The organism is Buttiauxella ferragutiae (assembly GCF_022637515.1).
In the GTDB taxonomy this organism is placed as follows: domain Bacteria; phylum Pseudomonadota; class Gammaproteobacteria; order Enterobacterales; family Enterobacteriaceae; genus Buttiauxella; species Buttiauxella ferragutiae.
This window is the reverse complement of sequence record NZ_CP093332.1, coordinates 603,710-622,080: the sequence shown is the minus strand read 5'-3', so window position 1 is coordinate 622,080 and position 18,371 is coordinate 603,710. Positions and strand designations below refer to the sequence as shown.

The 18,371-nt window shown below is 50.5% G+C and carries 15 protein-coding genes; 4 read left to right on the top strand and 11 right to left on the bottom strand.

The genetic code is table 11. The features are described 5' to 3' along the window. Positions 1 to 41 precede the first annotated feature (41 nt). The gene (locus MNO13_RS02880) at positions 42 to 935 is read right to left on the bottom strand and encodes a diguanylate cyclase (RefSeq protein ID WP_241939508.1); all 894 of its coding nucleotides are present in this window, start codon (positions 933 to 935) and stop codon (positions 42 to 44) included. 455 nt (positions 936 to 1,390) lie between these two features. On the opposite strand from MNO13_RS02880, the gene ygjG reads away from it, so the two are divergent. Together ygjG and MNO13_RS02870 are read left to right on the top strand one after the other, a co-directional pair. Continuing rightward, positions 1,391 to 2,788: a putrescine aminotransferase gene (gene ygjG / locus MNO13_RS02875; RefSeq protein ID WP_241939507.1), complete on the top strand. Its 1,398-nt coding sequence runs from the start codon at positions 1,391 to 1,393 to the stop codon at positions 2,786 to 2,788. A gap of 150 nt (positions 2,789 to 2,938) precedes the next feature. Next, on the top strand, positions 2,939 to 4,024 hold the full coding sequence (locus MNO13_RS02870) for a glycosyltransferase family 9 protein (protein ID WP_241939506.1): 1,086 nt from the start codon (positions 2,939 to 2,941) through the stop codon (positions 4,022 to 4,024). A 152-nt stretch (positions 4,025 to 4,176) separates the two neighbouring features. Here the strand turns inward: MNO13_RS02870 and lsrG are convergent, their stop codons facing one another. Genes lsrG through lsrA form a run of 6 tightly spaced genes read right to left on the bottom strand, consistent with a single transcriptional unit; the run spans position 4,177 to position 9,904 of the window. After that, positions 4,177 to 4,470 (bottom strand): (4S)-4-hydroxy-5-phosphonooxypentane-2,3-dione isomerase, encoded by a 294-nt coding sequence (lsrG, locus tag MNO13_RS02865; RefSeq protein WP_241939505.1) that lies wholly within the window; start codon positions 4,468 to 4,470, stop codon positions 4,177 to 4,179. Further along, a complete protein-coding gene (gene lsrF, locus MNO13_RS02860; RefSeq protein ID WP_241939504.1) occupies positions 4,467 to 5,357 on the bottom strand; it encodes a 3-hydroxy-5-phosphonooxypentane-2,4-dione thiolase in 891 nt (296 codons plus the stop codon). The genes lsrG and lsrF overlap by 4 nt, the downstream gene beginning before the upstream one ends. Positions 5,358 to 5,367: 10 nt before the next feature. After that, positions 5,368 to 6,387, bottom strand: coding sequence for an autoinducer 2 ABC transporter substrate-binding protein LsrB (gene lsrB, locus MNO13_RS02855; protein WP_121814849.1), 1,020 nt, complete (start codon positions 6,385 to 6,387; stop codon positions 5,368 to 5,370). Between the two features lie 2 nt (positions 6,388 to 6,389). Beyond that, complete coding sequence (gene lsrD / locus MNO13_RS02850) at positions 6,390 to 7,394, bottom strand: autoinducer 2 ABC transporter permease LsrD (RefSeq protein ID WP_241939503.1); 1,005 nt, start codon at positions 7,392 to 7,394, stop codon at positions 6,390 to 6,392. Beyond that, on the bottom strand, positions 7,395 to 8,426 hold the full coding sequence (gene lsrC, locus MNO13_RS02845; RefSeq protein ID WP_241939502.1) for an autoinducer 2 ABC transporter permease LsrC: 1,032 nt from the start codon (positions 8,424 to 8,426) through the stop codon (positions 7,395 to 7,397). Further along, entirely contained in the window at positions 8,423 to 9,904 is a 1,482-nt protein-coding gene (gene lsrA / locus MNO13_RS02840) for an autoinducer 2 ABC transporter ATP-binding protein LsrA (RefSeq protein ID WP_241940039.1), read from the bottom strand. The genes lsrC and lsrA overlap by 4 nt, the downstream gene beginning before the upstream one ends. A gap of 231 nt (positions 9,905 to 10,135) precedes the next feature. On the opposite strand from lsrA, the gene lsrR reads away from it, so the two are divergent. Further along, positions 10,136 to 11,107: a transcriptional regulator LsrR gene (gene lsrR / locus MNO13_RS02835; RefSeq protein WP_064543273.1), complete on the top strand. Its 972-nt coding sequence runs from the start codon at positions 10,136 to 10,138 to the stop codon at positions 11,105 to 11,107. 40 nt (positions 11,108 to 11,147) lie between these two features. Continuing rightward, on the top strand, positions 11,148 to 12,740 hold the full coding sequence (gene lsrK, locus MNO13_RS02830) for an autoinducer-2 kinase (RefSeq protein WP_064543270.1): 1,593 nt from the start codon (positions 11,148 to 11,150) through the stop codon (positions 12,738 to 12,740). Between the two features lie 461 nt (positions 12,741 to 13,201). Here lsrK and MNO13_RS02825 read toward each other — a convergent pair whose 3' ends face one another. The 4 genes from MNO13_RS02825 to MNO13_RS02810 all read right to left on the bottom strand — a co-directional run bounded on the left by MNO13_RS02825 (position 13,202) and on the right by MNO13_RS02810 (position 18,361). Continuing rightward, complete coding sequence (locus MNO13_RS02825; RefSeq protein ID WP_241939501.1) at positions 13,202 to 14,596, bottom strand: carbohydrate porin; 1,395 nt, start codon at positions 14,594 to 14,596, stop codon at positions 13,202 to 13,204. A gap of 200 nt (positions 14,597 to 14,796) precedes the next feature. Continuing rightward, entirely contained in the window at positions 14,797 to 15,735 is a 939-nt protein-coding gene (locus MNO13_RS02820; protein WP_241939500.1) for a DUF1861 family protein, read from the bottom strand. Further along, positions 15,736 to 16,794, bottom strand: coding sequence for a glycoside hydrolase family 130 protein (locus MNO13_RS02815; RefSeq protein WP_241939499.1), 1,059 nt, complete (start codon positions 16,792 to 16,794; stop codon positions 15,736 to 15,738). It abuts the gene before it with no gap. Next, positions 16,781 to 18,361 (bottom strand): glycoside hydrolase family 13 protein, encoded by a 1,581-nt coding sequence (locus MNO13_RS02810; RefSeq protein WP_241939498.1) that lies wholly within the window; start codon positions 18,359 to 18,361, stop codon positions 16,781 to 16,783. Before MNO13_RS02810 ends, MNO13_RS02815 begins: the two co-directional genes overlap by 14 nt. Positions 18,362 to 18,371 lie beyond the last annotated feature (10 nt).

Below are 18,371 nucleotides of genomic sequence, written 5' to 3'. Positions count from 1 at the left end.
TCTGTTTGTGATAAAACGCCGGGTGAATACCGGCGTTTTTTTTAACTGATAGTCAGCATTTCGCTATCTGTCATCGCCATAATGCAACGGTTGCGCCCGGTGTTTTTACCGTAATACATCGCTTTATCCGCGCGGCCAATGGTCTGATGCAAGGTGTCAGTTTCCAGGACTTTTGCCAACCCACCGGTTGCCGTGACAGTGATCTTATCGTCACCCACAAGGAAACTATGCTGTTGTAAGTATTGCTGTATACGCTGCGCTGCGGTCTGTGCATCCCGGTCGTTTTTCGCATCAAGTAAAATAATGAACTCTTCACCACCAAAACGATAAATTCGCTCGGCTTTGCGCGTCGCCTCTTTTAGCGCCAACGCGACATTGCGCAATACATCATCACCAGCATTATGGCCCCATGTATCGTTTATCGACTTAAAATGATCAATATCGATAATTAATAGATACAAATGATGATTCATACGTTGGCACTGCGCACGAACTAATGGGAACTCCCGATATAATAAATGGCGCAGCGGTAACCCGGTTAATGCATCATGCAAATTCCGCCAGGAAAAGAGATGTTCCTTATATTGATCCAAGTTATGAATAAATTCCTGCTGGGCTTTTTGATACTTCATCAGTAATGAATCAGTCACATGTTGATGAACAATGGACTGCATCAATTCGCGGGCAACATTGTGCATGTGGGTGTGATTTTTATCGATGGTGATGACCATCTCTTTATCTAAAGCTTCACCATTCATACGCAATGATAGCCAACGACTGAAGCGGCAGTGCTGAGCCGAGTTGGGGTCGAGAATATCGCCGTCAACTTCCCCCCCCAGCAGACTCAAACGAAGGAATTTTCCGGCCCAATCATAATGATCATTTATCGCCAAATTTAATTCAGTTATTGAATAATCAAGGTCATTTATATACATATTCAAACCACTTATACACTGCATTTATTTAATAACCCCCACAAAATGATAACGTTCAGCGGTGAAATATTCACTGGGTGAATCATTAATTCAAGAGTCATTAAACTGGCAGGCATCATTCTATAATTTACTTATTCGCAATTCATCGCAAAAATAAATTAAAATGAAATTACTTCTTTTCATTTTATGAATTTAAAACTGCTAACTTTTCTTAGCGATGCACCTTTAAGTAGCACGATGCACGGCAATGGTGCACTACAACCAGATAACGCAGACCAAAGTCCCGTCACTACGGAATTTTTAACCAAAAAAACTCATTCCTGCTGTTTATTTATTACTCAGTTTGCATTCACTCAGATCGTTTATCCTGATTTTGTTTAGGGAAAGCGAAGTGGCGTATTCCCTGCAATACTTATTTCGTGTATCGCGTGATACGTCATCCCCAGGAGCACATTTTGAACAGGTTACCTACCAGCGCTTCGGCTCTTGCCTGTACAGCGCACGCCCTCAACATCATTGAAAAGAAGTCGCTGAGTCATGAGGAGATGAAGGCGTTAAATCGCGAAGTTATTGATAACTTCCAACAGCATGTGAATCCGGGTTTTCTTGAGTATCGCAAATCAGTGACCGCCGGCGGGGATTACGGAGCCGTAGAGTGGCAAGCAAGCAGCTTAAATACGCTTGTCGACACCCAGGGTAAGGAATATTTAGATTGTCTGGGTGGGTTCGGCATTTTTAACGTGGGGCACCGTAATCCAACAGTGGTATCCGCCGTACAGCATCAGCTCGAAAAACAACCCCTGCACAGTCAGGAGCTGCTCGACCCCCTACGGGCGATGTTAGCCAAAACCCTTGCGACACTCACACCGGGTAAACTTAAGTACAGTTTCTTTAGCAACAGCGGTACAGAATCGGTTGAAGCGGCGATTAAACTTGCTAAAGCCTATCAATCTCCACGCGGGAAATTTACCTTTGTCGCAGCCAGTGGCGCGTTCCATGGCAAATCTCTCGGGGCATTGTCAGCAACAGCAAAAGCCGCATTCCGTAAACCGTTTATGCCGCTGCTTCCGGGCTTCAGGCATGTACCGTTTGGCAATATCGATGCATTACGCACCCTATTCAACGAATGCCGTAATACCGGTGATGATGTCGCAGCCGTGATCCTTGAGCCTATTCAGGGTGAAGGTGGCGTCATTATTCCACCAGCGGGGTATTTACCTGCGGTTCGTAAGCTGTGCGATGAGTTCGGCGTACTGTTGATTCTTGATGAAGTGCAAACTGGCATGGGCCGTACCGGCAAAATGTTCGCCTGTGAACACGAAAACGTACAGCCTGATATTTTATGCCTCGCCAAAGCACTCGGTGGTGGCGTAATGCCGATTGGCGCGACCGTTGCCACAGAAGAAGTTTTCTCTGTGCTGTTTGATAATCCTTTCCTGCACACCACAACTTTTGGTGGCAACCCGTTAGCCTGTGCAGCAGCGCTTGCCACAATCCATGTTCTGCTTGAGCAAAACCTTCCCGCTCAGGCACAACAGAAAGGGCAATTGTTGGTGGATGGCTTCCTGGCTCTGAAACGCGAGTTTCCTGAGCTGGTTGTTGATGCGCGTGGGCAAGGTTTGTTGATTGCCATCGAGTTCAGCGACAACGAAATTGGCTATAACTTTGCTAGTGCTATGTTCCGCCAGCAGGTGCTGGTCGCCGGGACGCTCAACAATGCGAAAACCATTCGTGTTGAGCCTCCACTGACTATCACGATTGAGCAGTGCGAACATGTGTTGAGTTGTGCGAGAAATGCACTGGAAACAGTATGCAAGGCCGGAAGAAAAACTGAGATTATTTGTGCCGGGTAATGCGATGGGGAATAGCTTATTTAGCTATTCCCCCTAATAATCCATGTCATATTATCAATAACACCTCACCTCTTCTCCCTATTTTTTTGCAAAAAAATTAAAACCTCTGTAATATCCGTCGCAGTCAAAATAAACCCTAGGATTAATTAAATGTCTACATTTGATAAAAAAATGAAGATTGTTGGCATAATACTTAATTTCTTAAGAAAAAAAAACAGAACGCCTGCCAATATAATTCGCACTCACACAATTAAAAACATTATCCTTATTAATAATAAAAGACTTGGCGATTTTTTATTCGCAACTCCTGCGATAAGAGCACTTAGGGAAGCTAATCCCTCAGCAAACATTGTGGTAGTTACAAGTAAACAAAATGCTGGACTGATAGGTAAAACACCGTTCTTTAATAAAGTTGTATTTATGGATAACTCTTTAAAAGACGCGGTAAAAACAGGACTGGAACTTCGCTCATTGCGTCCAGAATTAGGTATTGTATTTCATTCAAAATGTCCATACGATTTTGTCGCGTTAACGATTTCTGGCGTTCGATGCCTGATGAAACATTATTTTGGAAACGAGCGAAAAGTATTGCTTAATATCTGTGATGGATATATTTTTGGAGGAAACCTCCCGCCCGTCCAGAATAACCTTGCATTAATGGAGCAATTAGGCGTTGTGAGCATGAATAAAGATATGTTTTTCCCTGCTCCAGTTTCGCCAAAAAAACCTGCTGCACATTTCAAAATAGGGCTTCAATTGGGAGCTTCAAAAGCGGACAGATACTTTCCCATTTCCGCAGCTTCTGAACTAATTTCAAATATTCATGCCATTGATTCTAAATGCGAATTCCATTTAATCGGTGCGCCGCAAGAAACCATTCTTGGTGAAAAATTGATGGATACAATAAAAGATGAATGCAAACCCAACATTGTCAACCACATAGGTAAAACGACTCTACATCAATTAGCAGAAAAAATTAATAACCTGAGTATTTTAATAACTCCTGATACAGGATCGCTACATATAGCAACGGCCTTAAAAACCAAAACAGTAAGCCTTTTTGTTATAAAGCAGACAAATGCAAGCATTCCACAACAGGACGTTCATTTACACAGGGTATTATATGCCTCCGACTATCTAAATCAAAATTCATTGCATGATGAAATAAGTCTGCTAGCCCCAATACCAGTAAAAGAAATTATTAATGCAATAACTCAACTACGAGCCAAAATTTAAATTTCCAACACAACACCACGGATTGATTATATATTCCAGAAAAGCATAATCAGTAATGATTATGCTTTTTAACTTATGAGTGCTGGCAAAATTTAATTTAAAGGAAAATACTTTCCTGTTTGAGTAAAAATAGATATTTTTGGCAAAAAAAATCACTCAGGCAACAACCCAACAAAACTCCTTTTCTTACGCGGTTCCGACATCATCGCGTCTAGCTTATCGACACAGGCCAGATAATGCGGTGTTTGCTTATGCGCCAACACCGCTTCATCGTTTTGATACGCTTCATAAATAAAAAACCGCGTCGCGACATCCGGGTCTTGCAACACATCAAAACGCAAATTGCCCGGTTCCTTGATTGAGCCTTCGTGATTGGCGCGGAACACATCCATAAACTCATCAACCCGCTCCGGTTTGATGTTAATTTCCACCAACGTCACGTTCATCCTTTGCCTCCATGATGTTTTTCATCCAGCCAGAATTGATACGCTTCGCGAGCAGATAGATTCTCATGCACCACCTTTTTCACCGCTTTTAGCATCGCCAGCGGTGCGTCTGACTGGAAGATATTGCGCCCCATGTCCACACCGGATGCGCCCTGGTCGATGGCTTTGAAGCACATATCCAGTGCTTCTTGCTCCGGTAGTTTCTTACCGCCAGCAATAACAATTGGCACCGGGCAACTGGCGGTGACTTTCTCGAACCCCTCTTCCACAAAGTAAGTTTTCACAAACTGCGCACCGATTTCTGCGGCAATTCGGCTGGCGAGCGAGAAATAACGTGCGTCGCGTGCCATCTCTTTGCCCACGCCAGTTACCGCAAGCGTAGGAATACCGTAGCGCGTGCCTTCATCTACCAGTTTGATGATGTTATTAATCGACTGGTGTTCATACTCGCTGCCAATGTAGATCTGTGCGGCCACCGCGCAGGCATTGAGACGCAAGACATCCTCCATGGTCACCGCCACCGTTTCCCGCGACAGCTCGCTCAAAATCGAATTACCACCGGAAGCCCGCAAAACCACCGGTTTGTTGGTGGCTGGCGGCACCACGCTGCGCAGAATACCGCGGGTACACATCAGCACATCGGTTTCCGGAAACAGCGGCGCAATAGACAAATCAATGCGCTCAAGGCCGGTGGTCGGCCCCTGGAAATAGCCGTGGTCGAAGGCCAGCATCACGGTGCGCCCGCTGTCCGGGTTAAAAATCCGCGCCAGCCGCGACTGCATGCCCCAATCCAGCGCCCCGCTGCCCTTCAGGTAAAACGCTTTATTCTCCTGCGGGCGGCCAATGCCGTAATCTTTTCCCTCTTTGATATCGTCAAGATCTGCCATTTTTCCTCCCTCAGAAGTCGTATTTGCCGATGTTGTCTTTGGTGAACACCACACGTTCAGGTAGCAGCACAATGCCGTTACCTTTCGCTTCATACTGGTAGCCCTGCACGCTATTTGGCTCGACTTTCAGGCTGCCAATTTTCGCCACATCAACAGTATCACCGACGTTCAGATCGCCTTTTTTCAGCAGCGTATTGGCGACGTTGACCGCAATTTCGCCCTGCTGTACCACGTCCCACAGGCCAAAGGCTTTCACCGTGCCGCGCTCAACGTACGGGCGCATGACGTTTGGCGTACTGAAGCCAACAATCGCGACATTAGTGCGTTTCAGGTTTTCAGCTGCCTGGGCTGCGGCAGGTAACGCGTTGGCATCAGGGGCGATGATCGCATCCAGATCCGGATACGCTTTTAAAATCCCTTCAGCGGTTTGCAGCGATTTAGTCGCGTCGTTATAGCCAAACTGGGTGGTGACGATCTCCCACTGTGGATGATCTTTAGCAATTTTCGCCTTCGCCTCTTTCACCCATTGGTTTTGATCCGTCACGGTGGGGCTGGAGTAGAAGAAGGCAACTTTGGCGGCCGGTTTAGTCACCTGTTTCGCGGCCATATCCACCAACATGCCGCCGAGCTGTTGCGGGGTGCCCTGGTTGATATAAATACTGCGGCACTCGGGTTTGGTATCAGAATCCCAGGTCAGCACTTTCACCCCACGCTGCATCGCACGTTTCAGCGCCGGACACAGGCCGTCTGGCGAAACTGCCGAGACAATAATCGCGTTGTAACCCTGGTTGACGAAGTTGTTAATCAGCTGCACCTGGCCGGAGACACTCGGTTCAGTGGGGCCATCGTAGGTCACCGGTACACCGAGGTCTTTACCCGCCTGCATCGCGCCATTGCCGCCGCTGGTAAAGAAGCCGACACCCACTAATTTTGGGATAAAGGCAATCCTGTCGGCGGCTTGCGCGCTCACCACACCAAAGGCCAAAGCCCATGCACTGAGCTGTAGCACGCGTTTTGTTGTCTGCTTCATCTTCAAACCCCCGTTAGTTTTTTGTGACCGCGCAAACGACGCCATGTCGTCTGTAGATAATCGCGGTGCAAACTCACCGACCGACCAATGACTACCACAATCAACAACGCACCGGACAACGCACTCGATACCTGATTAGGCACGCCAGCCATCTGTAAACCTTGTTGTAAATATCCCACTAACAGCGCGGCGAGCGCGGTGCCAGGAATGGAACCGGAACCGCCATAAATATTCGCTCCACCCAGCACCGCCGCCGTGAGCGCAGGCATCAGTAAATCGCGGCCTAAATCGGAACGTGCCGAACCGAAATAAGAAACCAGCACAATGGCGGCAATCGCCGACGCCAGCCCAACCATGCCATAAACGCCGTACAGCGAACCGTTGACTGGCAGCGCGGCATAGCGCGCCGCACGCGGGTTTTGTCCGATAAGAAAAATATGGCGGCCAAAGCGTGCGCGGTGGGTCAGCAGCCAGAACAGCAACGTGATGACAGCGAACATCACCAGCGGGATCGGCAAGCCAAACAGCGTCAGATTGGCGAAATTGGTAAAGGTATCCGGGAAGCCGCCAATGCCTTCGTAACCTGTCGCCCCCGCCATCCCCGAAAGCAGCAGCGCCGCACCGCCAAACAGATACAGTGTGCCCAGCGTAATCACCAACGGGCTGATTCCGGTGTAGTGAATCAGTGCCGCGTTGAACAACCCGCATAGCAGGCCGACGGCGAGCGTAAGGATCACCGCCAGAGAAATCGGCATTCCCGCCTGCAGCATCACGCCCAGCGCAATCGCGCATAAGCCAATGGTGGAACCGAGCGAAATATCAATGCCACCGCTGATAATCACCAGCGTCAACGGCAGTGCGACAATCCCGATGCAGATAAAATCGCTGGTGCTAAACAGCAGCATGTTAACGTCGAGCATGCGCGGGTTGATGGCCCCAAACAGTAAAATCTCCGCCACCAGAATCAGTAACAGCGCCACTTCCCAGTTAAGTTTCAGCTTGTTCATTTACGCCACATCCTTTTTCTTACGGGGAAATTGCCGCACGTTTTTAGCTCCGGGCAATGGCGGTACAAAACGGCTGTATTTCTGCGCCCGTTGGTGGCGAGCCAGTGCCTGTCGCAAGCGCCCGTCGAGCACTAAAACGCCGAGCAAAACCAGTCCGGCGATAAAGTCATTCCACCAGGCCGGCAGTTTGAACAGCACTAAGACGGTGTCGATTTGAGTCAGGAAGAACGCGCCGAGGAATGCGCCAATCACGGTTCCGGTGCCGCCGAGCAATGAAATGCCGCCCAGCACACAGGCGGCGATAGCTTTCATCTCCAGCCCGCTACCGGTTTGGTTCGGTACAAAGCCAATCTGTGAAGCGAAGATAATCCCGGCGATGGCCGCCAGCATGCCGTTAAACGTGAACGCCAGCAGACGGGTGCGATTGACCGCAACGCCCAACTGGCGCGCAGCGGCGAGGTTATCACCCACCGCGTAGAAATCGCGACCAAAGGCGGTACGCGCTAACATCCAGGCGGCAATAGCCACCACAATCAGTACCAAAAACCCAAGCGGTGAAACCCCAATAGCAACCGGCTCGGAGAGCGTTTTTAGGCTGGCAGGCAGCCCTTCAATCCATTTTCCGCCGGTCCACAGCAGCATGCCGCCACGATAAAGCCCGAGCGTGCCCAGCGTGGCGACAATCGCCGGAATGCGCAGCCACACCACCAGCACCCCGTTAAAAAACCCTGCAATTGCGCCAATCAGCAATGCAAATAGCATCGCCGCTGGCAGGCCGTAACCGCTGTTAAGCGCAACCCCTACCGCGATGGCGCACAAGCCGACGGTTGATCCCACCGAAACGTCGATGTTGCGCGTTAGCATCACCATCGTCGCGCCCACCGCCAACAGGATCAGGATCTGCGCACTGGTGAAGATCATGCTTAACGTTTGCAGGCTGAAATAGCTGTGATTCAGCGCCACCAGCACGGCAAACAGGGCGACGATCGCCAGCAGTGCGCTCAATTCGCGGTTACGGAGCAATTTCTTCATGCTTTACCTCCGCCAAACGCCATGCTCATCATGCTTTCGACCGTGATCGAAGGTTTGCGTAATTCGCCGTTCATCGCGCCCTGATGCATCACCAGTACGCGATCCGCAAGCCCACTGAACTCGTCAAGATCGGATGAGATCATCAGCACCGCGACGTTTTGCGCCGCGACACTTTTGATCAGTTGATAAATATCCGCCCGCGCTGCTACATCCACGCCGCGCGTCGGCTCGTCGATGATCAGCAATAACGGGTTGGCTTCCAGGCAGCGCGCCAGCAGGACTTTCTGCTGATTACCGCCGGACAACGTGCGCACAGTTTGCTCGGCATTATTGAGTTTGATGCCCAGCGCCCGGTGGTAGCGTTCCACTACCGCTGCTTCCCGCTTGCTTTGCTGCCAGACACTCGCCTCATTGAGCGCGACGGTGTTCCAGCGAATCGGCGCATCCAGAAAAAGACCGGAAACTTGCCGATCTTCCGGCAGATAAATCAGCCCACGATCGAGGCGTGATTTCGTCCGATCGCCGCTAATTTCCCGGTTCTCCAGATAGATCCGGCCTCCACGCACCGGGCGCAGGCCATATAACGTTTCAGCTAACTCGGTGCGCCCGGATCCGACCAGCCCGGCAAGGCCGACGATCTCACCGGCGTACAGCTCAAAACTGAGATCGATAAAACCTTCTCCGGTGAGTTCTTCAACGCGCAATACCGGAAAATCCTGCGGCTGCGTGCGGCGGTTTCCCGGCAGCGCCAGCCACAGTTTTTGCGTATCGCTCAGCGTATGCTTGCGGTCGAGTGGCGTCATGGCATTGATTAACTGCTCATCCAGCAGTTGTGCGGTTTCGCCCTGTAGCACCACCGTGCCGTCGCGCATCACCGAGATATGGCTGGCGATCTGGCGGATCTCCGGCAATTTGTGCGAGATAAAAATAATGCCGACGCCGAGGTTTTGTAGCGCGCGGATCTGGCGGAACAAGCGTTCGGTTTCACCTGGTGTGAGAGAGGCGGTCGGTTCATCAAGGATCAAGATCTTCGCCTCGCGCATTAAACCGCGCAGGATCTCAACCATCTGTTGATCGGCCACTTCTAATGTGCTGGCAGTGGCACCGAGCGGGATCTGGCACTCAAGCTGGCGCATTTTCTCTTGCAGCCGTTTTTCAATGTCACTTTGCCGCGGCAGACGAAAAAGAATGTTTTCACGTACCGTCAGATTGGGGAACAACATCGGTTCCTGCGGCACCAGGTAAATACCCAGCTCATGCGCTTGACCCGGTTTAAGCCGCCCAAATGCTTTACCGTGGACTTTCAGTTCACCGTTATCCGCGGTTTCGACACCAGCGAAAATCTTCATCAGCGTCGACTTACCGGCACCATTCCCGCCCAGCAATGCGTGGACCTGCCCGGCATACAGAGCAAAATCAATCGCTTTCAGAACGCTGACGCCTGAAAATTGTTTGCTGATGTGATGAGCTTCCAGCATTGCGGTGGTGTTGGGCATCGGCACTCCACAATTGAACAAAAGATAAATTGAATTAATAATGTTCAAAAGCGTAGACGCAGGGTTATCTTTACAACCGGACTGGGATCACAAAATTTTTAAATAGATCGGCTAAACCCCTGGTATCAGAAAATGATCTTTTTGCCGTGTGCTTCACATTTTCTTGCCCCGCATCTTCGAACATATGATCTAAATTTTAAGAAGGGTTCAAATATGAGCGATAAACGAACAGCAGAAGAAGGCAAACTAGCCGCCTTGCCGATGGCAGAAGAGGAGTTGTTGGCGCGTGTAGCCTGGTCTTACTACCACGACGGGCTGACGCAGAACGACATTGGCGAGCGCCTCGGCTTACCGCGGTTAAAGATTTCACGACTCTTGGAAAAAGGCCGTCAATCTGGCGTGATTCGCGTGCAGATTAACTCGCGTTTTGAAGGGTGCCTGGCGCTGGAAACTCAGTTGCAGCAGCGTTTCGGTCTCAAAATCGCCCGCGTGCTTCCGGCGCATAACACGCCGCCGATGAACACCCGCTTGGGGATTGGCGCGGCACAATCGCTGATGGGCATTCTGGAGCCAGGGCAATTACTGGCGGTGGGATTTGGCGAAGCGACCATGAACTGCCTGCAACATTTGAGCGGCTTTATCAGCTCACAGCAGATTCGCCTGGTGACGCTTTCCGGCGGTGTCGGGCCGTATATGACCGGCATCGGCCAGTTAGATGCGGCTTGCAGTGTCAGCATGATCCCGGCACCGCTGCGGGTGTCATCGCCACAAGTGGCCGAGATTTTGCGCATGGAATCCAGCGTGCGCGATGTGATTCTTGCGGCTACCGCCGCCGATGTCGCGGTGGTCGGGATTGGGGCGATTAATCAAAAGCGCGATGCCACCATTTTGCGCTCCGGTTATATCAGCGAAGGCGAACAACTGATGTACGCCCGCAAAGGTGCGGTGGGCGATATTCTTGGCTATTTCCTGCAAGCGGATGGCGAACGGGTGGAAGGACTGGAAATTCACCGCGAACTACTTGGCGTGACGCTTGATGACCTGGCGCATCTCCCGACGATTGTGGGTGTTGCGGGCGGGACAGACAAAGCGGACGCGATTTATGCCGCACTGCTAGGTCAGCATATCAATGGCCTGGTGACGGAAGAAGAGACTGCGCGGGCGGTACTGGCGTTGGCGGATTAAACCTGATTCGTCGCCAGCCGCGCTCATAAGAGGAATGGCGATGAGTTATTTACTTGCACTGGACGCCGGAACGGGCAGCATCCGCGCCGTGATCTTCGATACTTCAGGCCACCAGATTGCCGTCGGCCAGGCCGAATGGAAACACCTGAGCGTGGCTGATGTCCCCGGCTCGATGGAGTTTGACCTCATCACCAACTGGCAGCTCGCCTGCCAGTGCATCCGTGATGCACTGCAAAAAGCCCACCTTCCCCCTGGTGCTATCAGCGCAATTTCCTGCTGTTCGATGCGTGAAGGGATCGTGCTTTACGATAAAAATGGCACACCTATCTGGGCCTGTGCCAACGTTGATGCCCGTGCCAGCCGTGAAGTCTCCGAACTAAAGGAGATCCACGACTATCAGTTTGAATCCGAGGTTTACCACGTTTCCGGCCAGACGCTGGCGCTAAGCGCCATGCCGCGTCTGCTGTGGCTTGCACATCATCGCCCGGATATTTATCGCCAGGCGGCGACCGTGACGATGATCAGCGACTGGCTGGCGGCCAAACTCAGCGGTGAGCTGGCGGTTGACCCTTCCAACGCAGGAACTACCGGTATGCTGGATTTAGCCACCCGCGACTGGCAGCCCGCATTGCTGGATATGGCGGGGCTGCGCGCGGATATTCTCTCTCCGGTAAAAGAAACCGGCAGCGTGCTGGGAGCCGTGACCCAGCAAGCCGCACAGCAGAGTGGTTTGCTGGCTGGAACCCCCGTGGTGATGGGCGGCGGCGATGTGCAACTGGGTTGCCTCGGGCTTGGCGTGGTGCGCGCTGGGCAAGCGGCAGTGCTGGGTGGCACCTTCTGGCAACAGGTAGTGAATCTGCCAGCGATCAAAACCGATCCGGAGATGAACATTCGTATCAATCCACATGTTATCGCCAATATGGTACAGGCCGAATCCATCAGCTTTTTTACCGGCCTGACGATGCGCTGGTTCCGGGATGCCTTCTGCGCGGAAGAAAAACTGCTGGCCGAAAGGCTTGGCGTGGATACTTACGCTTTGCTCGAGGAGATGGCAGCGCGTGTTCCGGCGGGGTCGCACGGTGTGATGCCGATTTTCTCCGACGCGATGCACTTCAAGCAGTGGTATCACGCAGCGCCGTCGTTTATTAATCTCTCCATCGACCCAGAAAAATGCAACAAAGCGACATTATTCAGAGCACTGGAAGAGAATGCAGCGATCGTGTCGGCCTGCAATCTTGAGCAAATTTCCGGGTTTTCGGGCATTCAGTTTGAGTCGCTGGTGTTTGCCGGTGGCGGCTCAAAAGGCGCGTTGTGGAGCCAGATTTTAAGTGATGTGACGGGCCTACCAGTGCGTGTTCCGGTTGTCAAAGAAGCGACAGCATTGGGTTGTGCGATAGCCGCAGGCGTCGGTGTCGGGTTGTTTAATAATATGGCTGATGCAGGCGAGCGCCTGGTGCAATGGCAGCGTGAATTTACACCTAATCAGGCGCATCGCGGGTTGTATGACGAGATGAAACGCAAATGGATGAAGGTTTATGCCGACCAGTTAACGCTGGTTGATAGTGGTTTGACGACGTCGATGTGGCAGGCTCCAGGTCTGGTGATGCCACCCTCACCCCGGCCCTCTCCCTGAGGGCTCACAACTTGCTCTGGCAATCTTGTCAGGGTCAGATCTGCAAGCCTCGCTGATTTTCCGTTCACCCTTGCGTTCAGCTATCTCTTTAATTTCCGAAAACGGTGAACGTATCAAGGGGTTAACGCCAACCCCTTGATAATCCAGGCGCCCGGCAAATCAATCGCCGCTAAAGCGGTAAACACCGTTTTTCACCCAACATTCGAGGTCGTTCGCGATTCGTTCCCGACGATCGCTCTCTCACGTGGCTCCCGGCCACGTGACCCCGACTGAAGGGTAAAAAACGGCGCGATTGAAGCCGGGGACAAGGTCAAAACCGCTCTGGCTTTTGACTTTGACTTTCGGGTCCGGCTTAAATCGCCCGGTGAACGAAACCTTCTCCCAATCAGCAGGAACCGTCCTTCAAAGATGTGACTAAGAGACAGCTCTTGGGGGATAGGATGAGGGCAAGCTAACTCACATTAGAAATAATATTTAAATCTCACACGCCCGCCATAGCGGGTATTGTCGTCGCTATCGCTGCCGTCATTATCAGCGCTAACCCACGACACATAAGTCCCGAGATAAATATTAAAGTTCTTCATGCCCATCACGTTCGGGAATTGATACGAAGTATGGATGGTGTGAATATCGTAAGTCCCCGCATTGGTTATCCAGCAGTCGTCTTCACAGGTATCCATCGCCGAGTTGACATCAAACTTATCAATGTCGTTGTGGGCATAGATATAACCTAGCTCGAAACGCTGCCACAGTGCGTTGACACCCGCAGTGAAGTCAGTTTCATCGGCGGCGTCAAGGTAGGCAGTATTGAAGTTGGCAACGATGCCGTTATCCGGGTCGCTTTTCAGTCCGTTCCACGTCATGGTTAAGCCATAACCGGTGCGGCTCGATTGATCCACCATTTGGCCATTGGCATCTTTGTAACCGTATGCGTTATCCACCACCTGCGCTTCCATCGCAGCAGCAACTGAGAATTCATCTTGCGACCAGGAAATCACCGGACGCAGATAAGCAACATTTTTGTCTTTGGTCAGTTCATTGCCATGATAAGACTTGTCTTGATACAGCGAAGTGCCATCTTCCAGCAGGGTATTGAATTCGAAATACCAGTTGTCGATGGTTTTACTCATCAGGAAGCTACCACCGGAATCACTACGCCCGCGCCCTTCTTTCATCATATAGATGTAGCCAAAGCCATCGCCGTACAAATCGTTGGCGGTATTACCGGAATACTCAACAAAAGTATCCTGATTCAGCGGGAACATATCGTAGGCTTCGAAGCGCCCGACTTTTATTTTCCAGTCGTTCTCTTGCCCAAAGAAAAATACCGCATCATCAAGATTCATATCACCGCTTAAATCCGCTAACGGCTGTGCTGAGAAACCGGCAAATTGGCCATTTTCCATGCGGCGATAACCATCAAAGCCCAATAATAAACGACCATTAATATCCCAACGTTCGTTATTGCCATCAGCCCAATTAGTATTGGCACTACGGCGTACAGATGTCAGGCCATTACTGCGACTGGCGGCATCCATATTAAATTCTACGTCGCCATAAATTTTTAAATCGCCATATCCGGTTAAAGATAATTTCGGTGATTGGTTATCAGCTTTATCATTAACAGATTGTTCGCTCACCACTTGAACCGGTGCCGTAGTCTGAGCGGATTTAGGGGTGGTTTTAATCTGTTGGATTTCGGCTTCCGCAGTGGCAGCACGCTGTTCGGCAGCGATTAGACGTTGCTCTAATTGATTCAGACGTTGTTCCAAATCGCTACTCGTTGATTTATTCGCTGCTAATGCACCAGTAGAAATCGTCAGGCCGATAAATAAAGCCAAAGCTTTTCTTTTCATAATCACCTATATCCTTATATAGTTCATGAAACATTTATGAGAACAATTAATTGGGTGTGACTTATTACGTAATGCAAACAACACAGAATAATTACCATGAATGCAATTCGTATTTATATTGATAAACTAAATGCTTTGCTGCTGTGAATTAAATCAATTTCTTTTTATCATCTTATTATTTATTAAGGGGCAACCAATGGTTAATTTGCGAGGTAAATCCCATAAAGATTTTTAGCTATTAGTAACACCTGTACTTCACAATCACTGGTGCCACAAAATAACAACACTGTATTATCATTTTTTAGTAGTAATCCCCCAGGAAATATCACATCACTTAAATCTCTACGTTTTGCCTCTCCGGCCAGAAAATCATTCCGTTCAGCCATAATTCTGATTGGCGAACTTTGCCGCTGAGACACATCAAAATTAAAAGCTGCGGCGTAGTAATGGCGATTCCCTTGCTCATCGAAACAGGCAACATGCGCCAGTACCTCAACGCAGTTTGGTGCACTGAGCCACGCTTCGTTCACTCCGCACCACGACAACGCATCAACATGTTCCAGCAATTGCGCCTGTTCAATAACCTCCGGTGTAAGCTCTTCAAGCGTGTGGATAATTTTCCAGCCAATTTTGCCGCGCCCACCCAACGCACCTTGAGGACGGGTAAACAGCAGAATGCGCCCATCTTCTAAATCAACCAGCCGAATGTCTTTCATGCCCGGCGGACCATCGGCAAAATGACGCAACGAAGCGAGATCTTTACCGCGCCAAAAACGCGTTTTCCAGATCAGGGTCCGATCGCCAGTCGATGTGAAAGCCACTTCAACACCACCGAAAACCATCTCTCCGCCGACCTGGCAAATAAACGGATCCTGCAAATCAAAAACTGGCGCATCTTCCAGTAAATAAGCCGATTTAAAATTTTCCAGACGGAAAAAACGCACCTGTGAAAACTCACTTTCGCGAGCTTCAACACGCGCCGCCATTATCCATTGCTGTTGGTATCGGAACGGCTTCGTCGGGTTGTAAACATCAAACCCCGCCACGCCATGGAACTCTATTTTATGACACGTAAGACGGTAGGGACGGCGCTGGCGATAAGCCGCCAGCAGCGCGTTAACAGTGGGATTTTTCTTCATTCATGCCAGCCGTAAATGTTGCCAGAGTTCAGTCAATGGCAGCGTTGCCAGCGCCATACATTCATCCGCCGCGCCATACCAGACGTGCAGCGTGTCGTGCTTAATCAGCGCGCCGCAAGTAAACACCACATTGCCGAAGAACCCTTCGCACTCATAAATTGCCTCAGGTTGCAGCAACGGAACCGGTGATTTTGCGAGGATCTTCGTCGGGTCGTTAAGATCAAGCAGCAGTGCGCCGAGGCAATAACGTTGGCTGGCATCAACACCGTGATAAATCGCCAGCCAGCCGCGATCTGTTTTCAGTAATGGGGCACCACCACCCGATTTACGGGCATCCCAAATATCCCCGGAAGCACCCAGTAAATGCCGATGATTACCCCAATGCAGAAGATCCGGTGATTCACTTAACCAGATTTCCGGCTTACCAAAGTGTTTCGGTGCCGGGCGGGTTAAGGCATAAAACTTGCCGTGAATTTTCTCAGGGAAGAAGCAAACATCACGGTTGTCCGGGCAGAAAATGACGCTCTGCTTTTCAACAGTCCGGAAGTCACGCGTCACCGCTAATGCGGTCGAGATGCCGTAACACGACACCGCTGAATAGTTGATATACCAGACACCGTCGATTTCCGTGATGCGCGGATCTTCGCAGCCAAACTGCTCATATTGATTATCCGGGAAGATAAACGGCTCACTATCAATAACGAATTCAATGCCATTACGGCTACGTGCTAACCGCAGATGGGACATCGAGGTTAAATAGACTTCGTCCGGCTGATCGATATTCACGATAGTGCGCGGGTCACTGTAGTCAAAACGTGGATCATTACGGTCAAAGATGCGTGTCGTACAAACCCATTTATCGCCCTGCTGTTCCAGTAAAGGCACATGGATTGTCTGCGGCGAATCACTAATTACGCTCTCGGCTACACGCAGTAGAAGAATAATTTCGCCATTGAATTCAGTGACTCCAGCGTTGAAAACACACTCTACTTTCATTGACGGGTGCGATGGCTTGATATCTGCCGGTGTGATCAACGGGTTTTTGCTATTCCTTTCCATGAACTGTCCTCTTAATAACAATATGATTTTTTCCGAGCACTGGCGCATCTTCGCCATACAACAGTTCCCCGGCGATTTCCCGGCCGGGGTTGCTGATTTCCATGCCAAAATTAATCGCCACCATCACCGTTTCGTCACCAAAGCGGCGGGCAAACCACAGGCATTGTTGAATGCATTCCAGAAACTGATATTCGCCATGCTGCAATGCCGGTGACTGATTACGCAGCAAGATAAGCTTTTGATAAGCATGAAAGATAGAATCTGGGTCGTCCTGCATCGCCCGCGCATTCACCTCGGGATAATTAGCGTTAACGGGTATCCATGGCGGGCATGATGAAAACCCGGCGTGCGGCGTATTCCGCCACTGACATGGAGAACGCGAACCATCGCGCGAATGTTGAATCGCCTGCACTAATGCCTGGCCTGGAGGTAGTCCGTCGGCCAGCGCGGAGTGGTAATGCGTGCGCCCCTGAATGTCATAAATTTGTTCCAGAGATTCAGGCACATAATCGGTCATACCATTCTCTTCGCCCTGGAAAATAAACGGCACGCCACGGGCGGTGATTTGCAGCGCCATCACAGCAATGGCGCGTGCAGTATCTCGCTCTGACTCACCAAACCGGCTGATCATTCGCGGCATATCGTGGCTTGAGAAAAACAGCGTCGGGACACCCGTTAACTGTTTTTCCATCGCCGTCAGTTGCTGATAAATCGCGGTGGCGGAAAAGGTTTTCTGGCTGCCGAGATTAAAGTTAAACACCACATCCAACAATTCGGGGCGCTGATAACGTTGCAGCACATCGAGGTCTTCGCTGCCCACTTCACCCACCAGAAAGTAGTCGCCTTGTTGACGGACATGGCGACATAAGCGCGCCAGTACCGCGCATAAACCAGGCTGATTAATATCGTTGAGGTGCTGCTGCTCACCTTCGCTTTGCGGGTTATCCGCCGTGATGCCGTCGGTGGTGAGGAAATTGATCACATCAAAACGGAAGCCATCAACGCCCTGCACTATCCAGAAATCGAGCATCTGCAAAATTTCCTGCTCGACGCGCGGATTGCGCCAGTTGAGATCCACCTGCTGCGGGGAAAATTTATGGAAGTAATACTGGCCGGTATCCGGCTCTTTGCTCCATGCCGGGCCAGAAAAGAATGATTGCCAATTATTGGGGGCGTCACTAAACAGAAAGAAATCACGCCACGGGCTGGCAGGATTGTTCCAGGCATCCTGAAACCACGGATGCAAAGACGAGACATGGTTAATCACCACATCAATAATCACTTTCATGCCCCGTTGATGGCACGCTTGCAGTACGGCGCTGAACGCCGCCATATCACCAAAACGCGGGTCTACTGCGCAGTAATCGCTGATGTCGTAGCCGTTATCGACCAGTGGCGAAGGGTAAAAAGGCGTTATCCACAGTCCTTTCACGCCAAGGCTTGCGAGGTAGTCTATTTTTTCCAGTAAGCCGTAAAAATCACCTAATCCATCATTATTACCGTCACGAAATGACGGTAAATAGACTTGATAAAAAACTGTCTCATTCCACCAATGGGAATTATCCATCTCCAGATCC

Bases quoted from the DNA above. Each gene is read 5' to 3' on its own strand.
- MNO13_RS02880 (WP_241939508.1), bottom strand. From the start codon at position 935: ATGTATATAAATGACCTTGATTATTCAATAACTGAATTAAATTTGGCG.
- MNO13_RS02870 (WP_241939506.1), top strand. From the start codon at position 2,939: ATGTCTACATTTGATAAAAAAATGAAGATTGTTGGCATAATACTTAAT.
- lsrG (WP_241939505.1), bottom strand. From the start codon at position 4,470: ATGAACGTGACGTTGGTGGAAATTAACATCAAACCGGAGCGGGTTGAT.
- lsrF (WP_241939504.1), bottom strand. From the start codon at position 5,357: ATGGCAGATCTTGACGATATCAAAGAGGGAAAAGATTACGGCATTGGC.
- lsrB (WP_121814849.1), bottom strand. From the start codon at position 6,387: ATGAAGCAGACAACAAAACGCGTGCTACAGCTCAGTGCATGGGCTTTG.
- lsrD (WP_241939503.1), bottom strand. From the start codon at position 7,394: ATGAACAAGCTGAAACTTAACTGGGAAGTGGCGCTGTTACTGATTCTG.
- lsrC (WP_241939502.1), bottom strand. From the start codon at position 8,426: ATGAAGAAATTGCTCCGTAACCGCGAATTGAGCGCACTGCTGGCGATC.
- lsrA (WP_241940039.1), bottom strand. From the start codon at position 9,904: ATGCTGGAAGCTCATCACATCAGCAAACAATTTTCAGGCGTCAGCGTT.
- lsrR (WP_064543273.1), top strand. From the start codon at position 10,136: ATGAGCGATAAACGAACAGCAGAAGAAGGCAAACTAGCCGCCTTGCCG.
- lsrK (WP_064543270.1), top strand. From the start codon at position 11,148: ATGAGTTATTTACTTGCACTGGACGCCGGAACGGGCAGCATCCGCGCC.
- MNO13_RS02825 (WP_241939501.1), bottom strand. From the start codon at position 14,596: ATGAAAAGAAAAGCTTTGGCTTTATTTATCGGCCTGACGATTTCTACT.
- MNO13_RS02820 (WP_241939500.1), bottom strand. From the start codon at position 15,735: ATGAAGAAAAATCCCACTGTTAACGCGCTGCTGGCGGCTTATCGCCAG.
- MNO13_RS02815 (WP_241939499.1), bottom strand. From the start codon at position 16,794: ATGGAAAGGAATAGCAAAAACCCGTTGATCACACCGGCAGATATCAAG.
- MNO13_RS02810 (WP_241939498.1), bottom strand. From the start codon at position 18,361: ATGGATAATTCCCATTGGTGGAATGAGACAGTTTTTTATCAAGTCTAT.